This window comes from Bacillus sp. FJAT-27916, assembly GCF_001183965.1.
GTDB lineage: Bacteria > Bacillota > Bacilli > Bacillales > Pradoshiaceae > Pradoshia.
This window is the reverse complement of record NZ_LFZV01000001.1, coordinates 278,308-293,924: the sequence shown is the minus strand read 5'-3', so window position 1 is coordinate 293,924 and position 15,617 is coordinate 278,308. Positions and strand designations below refer to the sequence as shown.

General features: G+C 46.5%; 13 protein-coding genes and 1 pseudogene. 1 reads left to right on the top strand and 13 read right to left on the bottom strand.

All coding sequences use genetic code 11. The features are described from left to right. Positions 1–311: 311 nt before the first annotated feature. The 10 genes and pseudogenes from AC622_RS01355 to AC622_RS01310 all read right to left on the bottom strand — a co-directional run. Positions 312–1,941: pseudogene (locus tag AC622_RS01355) on the bottom strand (IS1182 family transposase); the annotation flags it as partial. 481 nt (positions 1,942–2,422) lie between these two features. Next, a protein-coding gene (gene prfB, locus AC622_RS01350) for a peptide chain release factor 2 (protein ID WP_156185530.1) occupies positions 2,423–3,524 on the bottom strand; the annotation gives its coding sequence in 2 pieces (ribosomal slippage) (positions 2,423–3,451 and positions 3,453–3,524; 1,101 coding nt in all). A 132-nt stretch (positions 3,525–3,656) separates the two neighbouring features. Then, complete coding sequence (gene secA, locus AC622_RS01345; protein ID WP_049669435.1) at positions 3,657–6,158, bottom strand: preprotein translocase subunit SecA; 2,502 nt, start codon at positions 6,156–6,158, stop codon at positions 3,657–3,659. A 696-nt stretch (positions 6,159–6,854) separates the two neighbouring features. After that, positions 6,855–7,406: a ribosome hibernation-promoting factor, HPF/YfiA family gene (gene hpf, locus AC622_RS01340; RefSeq protein ID WP_049669434.1), complete on the bottom strand. Its 552-nt coding sequence runs from the start codon at positions 7,404–7,406 to the stop codon at positions 6,855–6,857. A 185-nt stretch (positions 7,407–7,591) separates the two neighbouring features. After that, positions 7,592–7,942 carry a flagellar protein FliT gene (locus AC622_RS01335; protein WP_049669433.1) on the bottom strand — a complete coding sequence of 117 codons (351 nt, stop codon included), beginning with the start codon at positions 7,940–7,942 and terminating at the stop codon, positions 7,592–7,594. A gap of 60 nt (positions 7,943–8,002) precedes the next feature. Next, positions 8,003–8,440 (bottom strand): YaaR family protein, encoded by a 438-nt coding sequence (locus tag AC622_RS01330; RefSeq protein WP_049669432.1) that lies wholly within the window; start codon positions 8,438–8,440, stop codon positions 8,003–8,005. A 21-nt stretch (positions 8,441–8,461) separates the two neighbouring features. Next, entirely contained in the window at positions 8,462–9,271 is an 810-nt protein-coding gene (locus AC622_RS01325; protein ID WP_049669431.1) for a flagellin N-terminal helical domain-containing protein, read from the bottom strand. Positions 9,272–9,295: 24 nt separating this feature from the next. Next, complete coding sequence (gene fliS, locus AC622_RS01320) at positions 9,296–9,715, bottom strand: flagellar export chaperone FliS (RefSeq protein ID WP_049669430.1); 420 nt, start codon at positions 9,713–9,715, stop codon at positions 9,296–9,298. Between the two features lie 37 nt (positions 9,716–9,752). Beyond that, on the bottom strand, positions 9,753–10,049 hold the full coding sequence (locus AC622_RS01315) for an EscU/YscU/HrcU family type III secretion system export apparatus switch protein (RefSeq protein ID WP_049669429.1): 297 nt from the start codon (positions 10,047–10,049) through the stop codon (positions 9,753–9,755). Then, positions 10,046–12,220 carry a hypothetical protein gene (locus AC622_RS01310; protein ID WP_049669428.1) on the bottom strand — a complete coding sequence of 725 codons (2,175 nt, stop codon included), beginning with the start codon at positions 12,218–12,220 and terminating at the stop codon, positions 10,046–10,048. Before AC622_RS01310 ends, AC622_RS01315 begins: the two co-directional genes overlap by 4 nt. A gap of 259 nt (positions 12,221–12,479) precedes the next feature. Between AC622_RS01310 and AC622_RS01305 the strand changes: the two genes are divergently transcribed. Next, positions 12,480–12,671, top strand: a complete 192-nt coding sequence (locus AC622_RS01305) for a hypothetical protein (RefSeq protein WP_049669427.1) — start codon at positions 12,480–12,482, stop codon at positions 12,669–12,671. A 43-nt stretch (positions 12,672–12,714) separates the two neighbouring features. On the opposite strand, the gene fliS (AC622_RS01300) is transcribed toward AC622_RS01305, so the two are convergent. Genes fliS (AC622_RS01300) through AC622_RS20370 form a run of 3 tightly spaced genes read right to left on the bottom strand, consistent with a single transcriptional unit; the run spans position 12,715 to position 15,455 of the window. After that, a complete protein-coding gene (gene fliS / locus AC622_RS01300) occupies positions 12,715–13,116 on the bottom strand; it encodes a flagellar export chaperone FliS (RefSeq protein WP_049669426.1) in 402 nt (133 codons plus the stop codon). 21 nt (positions 13,117–13,137) lie between these two features. Then, positions 13,138–15,069, bottom strand: coding sequence for a flagellar filament capping protein FliD (fliD, locus tag AC622_RS01295; RefSeq protein WP_049669425.1), 1,932 nt, complete (start codon positions 15,067–15,069; stop codon positions 13,138–13,140). Positions 15,070–15,083: 14 nt separating this feature from the next. Further along, complete coding sequence (locus AC622_RS20370; RefSeq protein WP_053103697.1) at positions 15,084–15,455, bottom strand: flagellar protein FlaG; 372 nt, start codon at positions 15,453–15,455, stop codon at positions 15,084–15,086. Positions 15,456–15,617 lie beyond the last annotated feature (162 nt).

The window sequence follows — 15,617 nt, the reverse complement described above, 5'->3', positions numbered from 1 at the left end:
ATTCAACTCAACTCACACTGCACCCTCACAAGACCTCCCCTGGTAAGAGCGAAAACTTTCCTCCCATGTAACTGCTAGATTTACTGGATAGGTTTCGGGCAGTATTGGACTTCGTCTTGTCTTGCAGACTCATCCGACCTAAGCCAGCCTTGTATCTAGTTTCTGTTCGTCAGTTCAGGAGTTTGCGTCCAGCTTCCTTCAGCCACTACCTCACGATAGCCACCTTGCTTTTCGCTAACAGTTCCTACTGCCAAGCCTGTAGTGGACTTGCACCACCAAGTTTTCGCCCATGCAGGGCGCACAAGAAAAAAGGGGCTGTCCCATAAGTCCCTAATAAACGAAACAGGTGGAGAAAACTGAATGGTTTTCTCCACCTGTTTTTGGTTGTGTGTAAGATTTTCCTGAAAGTAGCCCGGCTACTTTCAGAAAGTTATGGGCCATCGCCACGATTCCGAATTCCGTTTGGACCTTCGGGAGACTCCGGAGCGAAAAGCGCCGGAACGACCGATTGCCCTTGATATGACCGAACACACTTTCGACCTCTACTTTACGACGGCCATAAATTTGTGCGTTCGGTTCAGACCAAAGGCTTGTCTTTGCTTTTGCTTTCAGTTCTTCATAGACGGGATTGTAGTGAACTTGGCGGTTGCCTTCCGCCTTCGTGCATTGTGCCTTTAGCGGGCAACCCGTACAATCCTCGCATTCATAGATTTTCAGGTCACGCGTGAATCCATTCTTATCCGTCCGGGTGGAATAACGTTTGAAGAGCACCCTTCGATTGTTCGGGCAGATGTATTCGTCCTTGTGTTCATCATACTCCCAGTTTCGCACATTCCGGATGTCGTTTTTGTACGATCGTGTTTGCTCGGTCAGGTAGGTATTGTACGGAATTAACGCCTCGAATGGCTCTTCAAGGGTATACAGGTAGTTTTCCTCGCTTCCATATCCGGCATCCGCGATGACCTTCTTTGGCAACGGAATCGAGGAGTTCTTCAACGCTTCAAGGTGAGGCTTGAAACACCGGGTATCGGTTGGTCTTTGATGGATAGTGTAGAACAGGATGAATTGGTTTTCCGTCGCCATCTGGACATTGTAGCCAGGCTTGAGCTGGCCGTTCTTCATGTGATCCTCTTTCATGCGCATAAAGGTCGCATCCGTGTCTGTCTTGGAGTAACTGTTCCGGTCCCCAAACAAGGCATTTTGGTCTCGATACTTCTTCAAGCGAGGACGTAAGTCTTCCCGAACATCCTTCAAGAGCTTCTTGATGGGACGGAGGGCTCTTCTTTTCTCTTTTCGTGCTTGGCTGTTGTCTTCCCGTTCCAATTCCTCCATTTCACACGCGACCTTCTCCGCCAGTGTTTCTTCCAGAAGGTCAAGCTTTTCCTCAGGGGTTGGCTCCTCGGATCTTTCTTCATGGGTCAATTCTCTATTTTCCTCCAGGGTGATGGCTTGGATGTGCTGATAGGTTTCATCGATTTTTTCCTGGAGCTTGGCCTCGAACTTCGTTGTCGCCTTCTTCCAGACAAATGAATACTTGTTCGCGTTGGCTTCAATCTTGGTCCCATCAAGGAAGTAGGTATCCATTGAAATGAGCTTACGCTCCATCAACTGGTGAATCATGCTTTCAAACAGGGATGGAAGCAGTTTCCCCATCTGTTGGGTACGGAAGCGATTGACGGTTCGATAATCCGGTTTCTGTAGGGCAGCGAGCCACATGGCAGGGAGGTTTTCTTCCACCATACGCGCAATGTTTCGGCAGGAATAGACTTTCTGGGAGTACGCGTACAAGACCACTTTGGTCATCATTTTCGGGTGATAGGAGCTGCGGCCGCCTCCTTGATAGTGTTGGAGAAAGAGGGAATCATCCAATTCTTCGATCATCTCGTCAATGACGCGGGAGACGTGGTTTTCTGGAATCAAGTCTTGGATATCAAAAATCATGGTGGCTTGACGATTGTCATAAGGGATGAAACTTGGTTTGAGATTCTTATTCGATGAATGGGGAGTTTCTTCTTGAAGAGAGAGTGGAAGTTCAACTTGTTCAGTGGTATAATCAGTGTACATAAAAACCGCCCTTTCGATATGGTGTTTGTTGGTAACTTCATTTTATCGAAAAAGGCGGTTTTTTTGTATTCTTTTGCCATTTATTTTCAGAAAATGTCTAGTTAAGCGGAAGCTAGAATTGTTCGGACCGTCGATTGGAGTGGAAGGTGGCTGACTCCTGCGGGATTAGCGGACAGGGGAGACCCCGCAGACGCTGAAAGCGTTGAGGAGGCTCCCCGACCGCCCCGCGGAAAGTAGCCACCTGGAACGGAAATCAACCTCTACGTTTAACGGGGCCTGAAAAATGCGAAAGAAGGGGTTGCCCCTGAAAGTCAATCCTCATTGACTTATGGGACAGCCCCTTTTCGTTTCATTCAGATTACGAAAGTTTAGAACGCAAGTATGCGTCGATAAACATATCAATGTCGCCATCCATAACCGCACCGATATTGCCTGTTTCAGCATTTGTACGGTGGTCTTTGACCATGGAGTATGGGTGGAAGACGTAGGAGCGGATTTGGCTGCCCCAGCCGATTTCTTTTTGCTCTCCGCGAATCTCAGCGAGCTCTGCTTCCTGCTGCTCGATTTCACGTTGATAGAGCTTAGATTTCAGCATTTTCATGGCTGCTTCACGGTTTTTGATTTGAGAACGCTCAGATTGGCAAGTGACCACAACATTCGTCGGGATATGCGTGATACGAACGGCAGAGTCAGTCGTATTGATATGCTGACCGCCGGCGCCGCTTGCTCGGTATGTGTCAATCTTCAAATCTTCTGTGCGGATTTCGATGTTGATTTCATCATTGAATTCTGGCATAACCTCACATGATACGAAGGAGGTATGACGGCGGCCAGATGAATCGAATGGGGAGATACGAACCAAACGGTGTACCCCTTTCTCCGCCTTCAAATAACCGTAGGCATTATGACCGCGAATGCCAAGCGTTACGCTCTTCACGCCAGCCTCATCGCCTGGAAGGTAATCAAGTGTTTCCACCTTGAAGCCTTTTTTCTCTGCCCATCTTGTGTACATACGAAGGAGCATGGATGCCCAGTCCTGAGACTCGGTTCCGCCGGCACCTGGATGCAATTCAAGGATGGCATTATTCTTATCATATTCTTCACTGAGCAGCAATTGAAGCTCGAAGGCATTCAAACGCTCAGATAGCTCGGTAAGTTCAGATTCAAGCTCACCCTGAAGATCTTCATCCGGCTCTTCTTTGATCAATTCAAAGGTTAGCTCGAGATTTTCGTAGGATTCATTTAAGGAGTTGAATTCACCAACCTGCTCTTTCAAGCCATTGGCTTCACTGATGATGCCTTGGGCCTTCTGCTGGTCGTTCCAGAATTCAGGCTCAGACATGATTTCATCAAGCTCCATAATGCGCGCTTCTTTCTCTTCTAAGTCAAAGAGACCCCCTAAAGTCCGCCAAGCGCTTGGCTGTTTTTTCTAACTCATTGCGAATTTCTGCGATTTCCATTCACATTCACCTCTATCATTATTTAACGCTAATCAGGAAAAAGAGAGCCGGCGCACACACCGTCCCTCTCATTCAAATGGTTATCCTTTATTATACGCTCTTGCGTCTTTTAAAGATACCTGAAAGCTTGATTTATTTGCCATGACAATTTTTATATTTTTTACCAGAACCGCATGGGCAAGGGGCATTACGTCCCACCGCTTTATCCTCATTGCGCTTCGGCTGTTTCTTCACTTCACCGTCAGCCTTTGGATTAACGGCCTGTCCTTTGACAACTTCCTCACGCTCGAGATTATTGCGAATCTCGGCCTTCATGATGTATTTTGCTACATCATCCTCGATGGAGGCAATCATAGCCTCGAACATTCTGAAGCCTTCCTGCTGATATTCATTCAATGGATTGATTTGAGCATAGGCACGTAAATGGATTCCTTGACGCAATTGGTCCATCGTATCAATATGATCCATCCATTTGCTATCAACCGCACGAAGAACGATAACTTTCTCGAATTCACGCATTTGCTCGGTTGAAAGCTGTTCTTCCTTCTCATTGTATTTCTCGATAATCTTATCAAAGAGAAGGTTGACGATTTCTTCCCCGTCAAGCTCCTTCAATGCTGCCTCATCCAAGGAGTTCTCAGGCAATAGATTTGCATACACATAATCGAGAAGACCCTGGATATTCCACTCCTCACTCTCTCCATCCGGACCGAATGCATACACATTGCGTTCAAGGGAGGAGCGAATCATAGACTCAACAATGCCGCGTAAATTATCGTTATCAAGTACATCAAAGCGCTGCTTGTAGATGATTTCACGCTGCTGACGAAGAACATCATCATATTCAAGCAATTGTTTACGGGCATCATAGTTATTGCCCTCAACGCGTTTTTGCGCAGATTCCACAGCTCTTGATACCATCTTGCTTTGGATTGGCTGATCATCGCCCATGCCAAGGCGGGACATCATGCTCTTAATGTTCTCGGAGCCGAAACGGCGCATCAATTCATCCTCCAAAGAGAGGTAGAACTGAGTCACACCAGGGTCCCCTTGACGTCCAGAACGACCACGGAGCTGGTTATCGATACGGCGTGATTCATGGCGCTCCGTACCGATGACAGCTAAACCGCCAAGCTCTGCCACACCTTCACCAAGCTTGATATCTGTACCACGGCCGGCCATGTTGGTCGCGATGGTCACAGCGCCGGGCTGTCCGGCATCAAGAATGATATTTCCTTCCCGCTCATGCTGCTTCGCATTCAAGACACTATGCGGGACACCCTTTTTCTTTAAGAGCTCGGAGACATATTCACTTGTCTCAATCGCTACCGTACCAACGAGCACTGGCTGCCCTTTCGCATGGCGTTCTGCGATATCTTCAACAACCGCCTTGAACTTGCCTTCCATTGTGGCGAAAATCAAGTCAGAACGGTCATCACGAATGATGTCACGGTTCGTTGGAATCGCGATAACGTTCATATTATAAATATTGCGGAATTCCTCTTCTTCCGTTTTCGCTGTACCTGTCATACCGGCAAGCTTTTGATACATACGGAAGTAGTTTTGGAATGTAATTGTCGCAAGGGTCATGCTCTCGTTTTGGATTTCAAGCCCTTCTTTTGCCTCAATTGCCTGGTGAAGACCGTCGCTGTAACGGCGTCCTTTCATCAAACGGCCGGTGAATTGGTCAACAATGACAATCTCACCGTCTTGAACGACATAATCGACATCCAAATGCATGGACGCATGTGCCTTCAAGGCTTGTCCGATATGATGGTTTAAGGCAACATGGCTGATATCAAATAAGTTATCAATGCCAAAGGCACGCTCTGCCTTGCTCATCCCATCTTCCGTTAACTGAACACTCTTCGTCTTCTCATCGTACGTATAATCCTGCTCTTTCGTCAGCGTACGAACAAAGGCATTCGCCTGCATATATAATTGTGTGGATTTCTTCGCTGAACCAGAAATAATGAGCGGTGTCCGCGCTTCATCGATCAAGATGGAGTCAACCTCATCAATGACGGCAAAGTGAAGCGGACGCTGCACCATTTGCTCTTTGTAGAGCACCATATTATCACGCAAGTAATCGAACCCAAACTCATTATTCGTTCCATAAGTAATGTCCGCATTATAGGCTTCTTGCTTTTCCTCACGGGACATGCCAGCTAAATTCAAGCCGACAGACAGTCCTAAGAAATTATAAAGCTGTCCCATTTCATTAGCGTCACGACTAGCAAGGTATTCGTTGACCGTGATGACATGAACGCCTTTTCCTGTGATGGCATTCAAATAGACGGGCATGGTAGACGTTAACGTTTTACCTTCCCCGGTTTTCATCTCGGAAATATTCCCTTCGTGCAAGGCGATACCACCCATTAACTGCACATTAAATGGATACATGCCTAGCACACGGCGTGAAGCCTCACGAACGACCGCAAAAGCCTCAGGAAGCATATCGTCAAGCGATTCTCCATTCGCATAGCGTTCGCGGAATTCATCCGTTTTAGCTGTCAGTTGTTCATCTGAAAGACCCTCTGCCATGGAAGCCAATGCCTCCACCTTTGCAGCTGTTTTCGTCAGCCTTTTCAGTTCAGATTTATTAGGGTCAAACAATTTATTCAAGATCCCCATTAAGCAGTCTCTCCTCTTATTTAGAAGGGTTTCAATGCCCTAGATTGTTAGTCAATCATGAATCGTACTTTTTTTAAATTTCTTATTAATAGTAACACTTACAACAGGACAAAACAACAAATGCAAAGGTTTCGCCATGTATAATTCTGGGCATAATTCATCCTTTATTTACGAATTTAACCACAGAAAAGTTTCATCCTTCTAATAGAAGCAGTTTTGCCAGAGAGGGAGCCTTTTAATCAAGGGGGGCAGAGCAGTGGAGGTTTCGCATGTTTCTTCTATTATTGTCTCATTTTGACATAGCTGTTTGTCTAGATACATGGATTTGCGCCCATACCACTGAACTATCGCCCTTACAGCATTCCATGCACCCATAAGAGCTGGATTTCGCCCTTACACCAAGTAATGCGCCCATACGAGCTGAGTTTCGCCCTTAACCAGCAGGAATTCGCCCATAAATCATATGAAACCAGGCTTATTCCAAGTAGAAGAAGAGGCCCATCATCACGCCAAAGGTCAAAATAGACAAGCTGCGGGGTGTTTTTGAAGAAAATCCTGCTCTTTTCAGCGGATTCCGTTCAAAAACATGATAAAATTACCCTGTTTTGATTCTGGGGCATTCCAGGATTGCTCCCATACAAACCAAAATTAAAAAGGCGGAAAACCCATCGGGTCCTCCGCCTTTCCTGTATCAACTTAGTTAACGGCTTCAATCAAACCGTATTTACCGTCTTTACGTTTGTAGACGATGTGTGTGCCGTCTGTTTCTGCATCTGTGTAGATGAAGAAGTTGTGGCCGAGCATGTCCATTTGAAGGATGGCTTCTTCACTGTCCATTGGTTTAAGATCGAAGCGTTTTACACGGACAACTTCAAGCTTGTCTTCATCTTCTTGCACTTCTGGTTCAAGGTCGCCTTCTGGAGTGACGAATACTTCTTTGCCTGTGTCACGGGAGCGACGATTGATTTTTGTTTTATATTTGCGAATTTGTCTTTCTAATTTATCGTTAATAATGTCAATGCACGCATACATATCTGTGTTGGTTTCTTCTGCTCGCAATACAAGGTTTGGAAGCGGAATGGTAATTTCAACTTTTGCGTTTTTATCAGCGTAAACTTTCAGATTAACATGTACATTGGCATTTGGTGTATCAGAAAAGAATCTTTCCAATTTTCCAACTTTTTTCTCTACGTAATCTCTGATTGCTGGAGTTACCTCAATGTTTTCACCACGAATGTTGTAATTCATAAGTGAGTCCTCCTTTTCTCTACCTTCTATAACTATTATATTCTATTAATCCCAAAGAACATCCTGCTAATATCGACAAATGTTTGTCTATTTTTGAACAATTCAGGATTTTGAGATTACACTATTAGTATACCCTATCTGACTAAGAAAAAGCACTAGATGTCACAATAAATTCGAAGTTGTAATCATTTCCTCTTATCATAATAAAATCCATCTGTCATAACCGATTCATAGGGATTGGCATATTTTTGATTATGCCGCTTTTGAACCTTGACCCGTTTAATTTCTGCCGCGATCTCTTGCTTTTTCATTCCCATTAGTTCAGACAGTCTCAGGTTCAAAGCGACACAGCGTTCACCCAATGCTCGTTCTGCATCCGAAAAAGGGGGCTTGATCTCCAGCTGGAGCTTCTCCCGCTTGAGGATGGAGCTGTCAAGCTGCACAATAGCCTTCCCCCGATTCTTCTCCCATTCCTCTCCCTCAAGCATCTCTATCATTTCCTTCGTGACTTGATAATAGTCTTCCAACGCTTTCACGAAGCTTCACCCCTCCTTTGTAAAAAGAGGCCGTGACAATTCGTCAGGGCCCTCGTTCGATCATGTATAAATATTGATAAGCATCCCTTGTATATCCCCAATCATCCCGAGCAGGCTGAGACCCTTTTCCTCTTTATCCAAGACCGCATTCGTCAATTCGAGCAGCTTCTGATCGACCTCTTTCACCAGCTTGTAGACTTTCGCCGAACCACGCTGGCTGAAGCCACGCCGCTCCTCAAGCTGCAGGCCGCTCTTGACGGCATCATCCATGAAATCCTTGACGAGCTTTTTATATTTGCGCAGGTGATCAATAGATTGCGTATCGGCAAGCACCTTGCCTTGCACCTCAATCTCCTGCATTTTTCTGCTGAGTCTTTCATACGTCATATCCGCACGGCGCGTGCCAATGACCTCCTTGAAGGAAACGGTACCCTTGGCCGCTTCTCCCTTCCGATCTGCCTTATGTAAGGCAGTCTTTCCTATTCGCTGTACGTCCACAAACCCACCTCAAAATAAAGCTTATTGTAATAATTGCAGTACACCTTGTGGCATCTGGTTTGCTTGAGCAAGCATCGCTTGAGCAGATTGATTCAAGATATTGTTCTTTGTATACTCTGTCATCTCAAGTGCCATATCTACATCACGGATGCGTGATTCAGCAGCCGTAATGTTTTCATTCATGCTTGAAAGGTTTTCGACCGTGTATTCCAGACGGTTTTGCATGGCACCAAGGCTGGAGCGCTGGGCCGTGACCGTTTTCAAAGCAGCATCTAGAGTCGTAATGGCCGTGTTCGCACCCTGAGCTGTTGTTAAGTTTACATTCGTTAATCCGAGGGCCGCAGAATCCATTTTACTGATGGCCACATCAATGGTTTGCGCTGCATTTGCACCGACCATGAGGGAGAAAGTTGTATTTGCTCCCATTAGATTTTGTTTGTTAAATTCCGTCGTATCGCTTATCCGGTCAATCTCTAGCTTCAATTGGGTAATTTCCGTTTGAATGGCATCTCGGTCCTCGGTTGTATTCGTACCGGTTGAGCTTTGTACAGCGAGCTCTCTCATCCGCTGCAGGATTTCCGTCACAGACGATAGGGCGCCTTCCGCTGTTTGAATCAATGAAATACCGTCAAGCGCATTGCGCTCCGCTACATCAAGACCGCGGATTTGCGAGCGCATTTTCTCCGAAATAGATAGACCAGCCGCATCATCCGCTGCCTTATTGATGCGCATTCCGGAGGATAGTTTCTCCAGGTTTTTCGCAGAGTTCGCTTGGTTTGCGGCAAGCTGGCGATATGTATTCAGGGCAGCAATATTATGATTGATTTTCATCCGTATTAGCTCCTTCGTTCTCTATTATCGTTTTGTTCTCATGACGTGGTTTTCATAAGCAGATACCTTTTGCATGACCGATGATGACTGCTCTTTCCTGTGCATGGCTTCATTCCAAGCTGCTGCAAGTGTTTCGGCGAGTTCTTTTACATGCTTGATTTGATCCGTATCTTTACGGTAATTGGCCTCGATAGTCCGATCAGCCATATAGTTGTAAAGGCTGTCCAAGTTCTCCGCCAGCGGTCCTGCCTCATAGCGCAGACCAACACCTAGCCGCTGAATGATGTCACTCGCCTTTTGCAGGCTCTGATTCGCCGCTATCATATTCTTTTGCTCAATGCAGCCAAGCGCCTCCTCCAAATGACCGATTAAGCCTTCATACAGAAGGGCCGTTAACTCCTGAGACGATTTCTGGACAATCAACTCTTCTGTTAAATATTCCATTGTCAACCTCCATCTATTTTCTAGTTTTTATATCGGTTCACCCGCCGTATTCTTTATCCAGTTCCTCCAGTAATAGAAGAATCTCCGCGATGACCGCATAGAGCTGCGGAGGGATGGAATCACCTAAGTCCAAATCAAGAAGATGACTGACCAAGGTCTCATCCTCCTGCAGATGGATATCATTCTGACGGGCCATTTCAATAATCTTCTGGGCCACGCTGCCGGTGCCGTGCGCAACGAGCTGCGGTGCGGTTTCCTGACCTTCCTTATAACGCAGGACAGCGGCACTCGGTCCATTCACTTTCCTTCGATTCATCTGATTGACATACCTCATATCGTCCGGTCGTATCCTTTCCCCGCAAAGGGATTGATGATTGGCGTCCGAGCTTGCTGCTCCATTTCTTCTGTTTCCCGCTTGAACGGTTTGACTTGAACCGTTCCAATCGAATAGCCAATCTCGCCAAGCCGCTCGAATGTCGTTTCTGCCAAAGGCTCTAATCTTTGTGATAAGTCCTTCTTATCACTCGTAAAAGTGATGAACAGATTGCGGTTATTGGCAGTAAGTGATATGCCGATCTCCCCAAGTCTTTTCGTTTCCAGCACAAAGTACAGACTGCAGTTCTCCCAGTCTAACGTTTCATTTTCGCTGTTTGCTTGGACAAATACCTTCACATCCTCCACCTGCTTTTGCAGCATGAGCGGCAGATGAAGGGCAAGCTGCTGCAGACCGGATGAATCAGGTTTTGCAAGCAATTGCTGGCCTGTGATTGTCTGTACGGCCTGCTCAGCCTGAGCTGCAAGCTTCGGATTAAGCCCCCCGTCATTCAGGGCATGCAGCAAGGCAGACTTTACGTTCGCCCGCGCCTCAGGCTGCTTTCCATCCAAGAGCGCCTTCATTGTATCTGCTTCATTCATCATTCCAAGCTTGCGGATAAGCTCAAGCATTTGGCGGCCTGATGGCTGTTCAGGCTTATAAACCTGGACTTGCTGCTCCTCCATTCCGGCGACGAAATGCTTCACCTTCACGTCAGATGGCTTAAAGACAAGTCCTTCGACTGAAGCCTTTACTTCGCGGACAATCTGGCTTGCCTCGCCAAAATTGCCATTCATTAATAAAGACCGTGCCTCCTGAAGCCGGCTGCTTGCCAGGAGGAGCTTTTTCTCTGTGCCCATATCAGCGTAAAGCATGTAATCCCCTTTTAAGATCGCCGTATCGAGCTGTTTAATCGTTGACTCGAGAACCTGCTTCACTTGGGGCTGACGATTGGACAGCAGCTGCAGGGATTGATCAAGATTCTTCCCGATATCCCGTTTCGTCTGTTTGAAATCAATCGTGAGCTGAGCGAGTCGCTGACTAATTTCTGTGACGAGAATATTCTTTGAATCAAGCTTCAATGATTGAACAGCCTGGCTAATTGAGTTCAGTTCCTCTGCCGTCAATAGAGCCTCCTTAACCGGCTGCCTCAGCTCTGGATTTCTTTCCTCCAATTGCCCGAGTGCTTCCGTCAATACCTTTCGCGCTGAAAGCTCTCGTCCACTGGCTGATAAGCCCTCCGCCTTTGCGACAGCGGTGCTAAAATCCGTATAGTTCTCCATTCGCTGAACACGGTCATCTTGTGAGAAAGTCCTCACCTGGTTGAGCACCTGCTCCATATCCGGCTGTCTTTGAATGGTTTTCAGCAGGCTCTTCAACATCTCTGCTTCTGCCGTTAACACGGCCTCTCCGCTCCCTTTTTGCCCAAGTGAATGAAGGGTGTGTAAAATGGCGGTTTTACCCTCTGGCAGGCTCTTTAAAAGAGCACTCTTCTCACCTGCATCCAGCTTTGCACCCTTGATGAATGCCAGTACCTGCTTGCGGATGAATGCATCATCTTCACTCGATTCGATGGCAGCGATTAACCGTAGGATAGAGGACGTTTCTCTCCTGCTCTCAAGCAACGGCAGTTCCTTCCCCACTTCCTCCATCACCCTGCTGATGGATTCTCCATGCAGGGCGGAATGTATGGCCTTTAAATGGAAATCTGTCATCTCCAATCCACGGCCGGCCGCCGCCTTAATGGTCTCCAACTTCTGCGCAACCGTTCCTGCTTCTGTTTTCATCCATTGCTGAAGCTTTTTCGCAAGTTCGCTTGTCATCGAATAGCCTTTATCAAGCAGTATTCTTGCCGCCTGCCGAACCTCTTTCAAAGAAGCGCCCTCTAGGCCCGCCGTCCTTAATAATCCGTCCAAATCAAGCGATGTCCCGCTCTGCGCTGATTCAACATTTTTGACAACTTGCTTCGCGATTACAGTGTCGTTCTGTCTGCTCGTAATCTCTATTAGTATCCGCTGTTCACTCGGAACCCCGCCTTCAAAGGCCATCTTCATCTCTCTTCCGTTTAAGGATACGACAGCAGCCGATGAGGATAATCGTTCTTTGATCGAGACCGTATATACCTGCCCAATAGCTAATGGTCTCGTTCCAGCCGCAGCAGCTTGATTGGTATCCGTTAGTTGAATCTGCATATTTCTTCCCACCTCGATTATTCCCTTACATTCTTTATCGGTAGATAGGAAAAAAACGTAAGGATGGAGAGAGAAATAGAGAAATAGACCCAAACGGATTTACCAGCTGATAAAATATATGTCTTTTTACCTATTCAATGATTAATTCACGTATAATAATTTCATTCTGTACTAAAAAACAGTTGATTCTACCATCCAAAATACTATACTATAATCAATTGGATTATTTTTACTTATTCAGCAAAAGGGGATACGCACCATGATTTTGATAAAATATATCAAATTGTTTAATAGCCTTCTTGCTTTTTTTATCCTACTCAATATCATTTCCTATGCTACGGGACGCGTGGAGCTCTTCCCAGTTCTGGCGGTTGGAACACTCCAGATTCTACTGGGAGCCCTAGTTAATGCAGCCGGGTACAAGCTGAAAGATTTAGACGGAAATGAATAACTATATAAAAAAAGAACTGGCCGATTGCCAGTTCTTTTTATCATTATGCCCGGTCTCCTCCGGCAAATTGTTTCTGCCGGTTTAATTGAATCGCCTGCTTCCAGGTGTCACGCAAGCCTACGACGAGCTCCTCCACCTCATCCAGGATGGCCGGATCATTCTTCATATTCGCTTCAATCAGCCGGCGCAAAATGTAATCATACATCGCCATCATATTCTTCGAGACCTCGATCTCCATATTCAAGGTCACTCGCAGCTCGTTAATGATATTTTGCGCCTTCAGGAGATTCTCATTCCGCTTCTCGATCTCCTTGTTGTCCATCGCCATTCTGCCTGCCTTGATAAACTTGAGGCAGCCATTATAAAGCATCAGCGTCAATTCACCAGGAGAAGCCGTTGTGACGGCATTGGATTGGTAAGCCTGATAGGGATTATGTAAAGCCATTTATTCGTGCACTTCCTCTCTTTAACTGGAGAAATAGGATGATAGATAGCTTGATTGGCTATTCGCATTCTGAATCGCCTTCTCCATCGCTGTAAATTGTGCATAATAGCGATCTTCAATATTCAAGAGCTTATCCTCAAACCGTGTAATGCGGGATTCTACATCACTCAAATCCCGGCCGATCGTAAAAGTCGCATTCGTACTGAACGCATTTCCTGCCTTTGCCTTCAGCTTATCAGTTGCTTCCGTAATATTCGCCTGAAGCTTGGAGGCAATTCCTTCTGCTGAGGCAAATAAGGCCTGTACGCTTTCCGGGTCATCCTCAAGCGCCTGCTTTAATTTCGTTTCGTTGATTTCCAGCTTCCCGCCGTCTAAATAGTTCGCAGTTGTTGTAATGCCGATGCTGCTAAGCGTCTTAAACGTGCCCGTTGCCGTACTTACCGTATTGGACATGCTTTGGCGCATGGAGGTCAATACACTTCGAAGGGTTGCATCATTGCGAAGCCATCCTGCCTTTGCGATATTGTCCCACTTCTCAGCCTGGGCTTCTGACAAACCCTCACGCTCTTCATCAGATAGCGGCTGATAGTCACGTTTCCGTTCCTCGCCTGTTTTCTTCGTAATCTCGCTGATCAGCGTATTATAGGAATCTACAAAGCTCTTAATATTGTCATAAACAGCTGTCGTGTCACTTGTAATGCCAATATTGACCGCACCTGAGAAGGTTTGCTTCAGGTCAAATGTTACCCCGTCTATCGTGAAGTTATTACTTGAGCGGGTAGTCGTGATGCCATTAAGGGTGAATTCCGCATCTGTTCCTGCCTGGTAACGTGCCGTATCGAGCTGCAAGGCTTTGGTCAAATCGGATTGGCCGAACTGGATATCATTTGCCTCAAAGCTGCCTGTCTCTGTTCTTGTTACGGATAGACTGTCAGAGTTGGCATCATAGAACATCGTAACCCCAAGCTTGGAGGAGTTGATTTTGCTGATGACATTACTCATCGACTGGTCAGCCGAAAAGAGGAAGGTCTCCTGCATCGCTCCTTTAGAGGTGGTGGTCTCCACATCCATTGCGGTGTACTTTTGCTTGTAGGAGACCGTAATCTCAGCAGCCGCATCCACCGCATTATTTAACGTTACCTGCCCAGTGGCAAAATCAATCTTTCCTGATAGAGAACCAGCGGTGAAGGTATTATTCGCGTCAATGGTAACAGCTTGGCCATTGATGGTAAGTGAATTCTCGGCGATTGCTTTTTTCGATAAGGTAAAGCTTGTTGCTCCTTCTGCAAGGGAGATCTTTTCTACCTTTTTATCTGTGACGTAATTCACTTCAATGGCGGCGTTGGCTTCTGGTGTGTTTGTGAATGTGATGATGCCATTGTTAATCGTGTATTCATCCGCTTTAAGGGCCTTTCCAGCCACCTTTACGCTGATTGGACGATCAAGCAAGATGGTTCCTTCCGCGAGAGGAAGTTCGACCGTCGAACCAGTGGCTGTGAATTTCGCCGTCTCGACGCTGCCTTCTGCCCAAGTGATGGCGTTCGCAAATTGACTATTCATAGAAAGCAGGGAGCTGCTTGTGCTGATTTTGCTGTCTGCACTGGCAGATAGTTTATTTACGGTTGTCAGGCTTGCTGATGTCGCCAGCTTCGTCACATTGGAGAGCTGATAGCTTGCCGTACTGGCAGATGAGGACGCTGTTGCGGTTACATAGGACTCGTTTGAGCTGCTCGTTTGCTTCGCCCCGTAGCTTGAGCTGAGTTTCATGTTCAGCACCTTAGTGCGGAAGTCGGTCAGGAGCGTATTCATCGAGCGGTAATCATCCCGCTTCCACTCAAGAATCTGTTTCTTTTGCTTCAATTTATTAAGCGGAAGTCTTTCTGCATCCATCAATTGCTTGACGATGGAGTCAATATCCATCCCGCTTGCTAACCCAGATACCCGGATTGCCATTTGTCTTCACATCCTTATATTCTTCTGTCGACGAATAACGCCATATTCTCGGCCATTGAGGCATACATATCGAGCAGCTTTTTCGAAGGAATTTCCTTCAGCACATCGCCTGTTGCTGCATCAACGATGGAGACATACATTTTCTCGAGTCCCTCATGCATTTCAAATTTCAGGGAGGTTTTCATCGGTCCAAGAAAGTGATTCATCGCTTGCGTTGTTTCCATTAGTTTCTGCTGGATTTGTTCGTCGGTCATCGGAGTCCGTTCTTGAGATGGGAGCTTTTCCTGGACGGAAGCCTGCGTGGCATTGCTTCGTACAACAGCTGGAAGCCTCACTGGCTGCTCGACTGCCTTACCGGCAGTATAGCCGGAAATGCCGTTTACCATATCCTTGCACCTCGCTCTGCATTCATTGTTATTTCATATATCGGATGGGGAGGGGAGAATTTTAGGAAGGTGAGGGCGCTGCCATGAAAGATAGGTTATTTGTCCTAAGTATTTTTCGCAGAAGGGAGTCGCTTTCCGTGGGCAAGCATCGAGCCTCCTCGT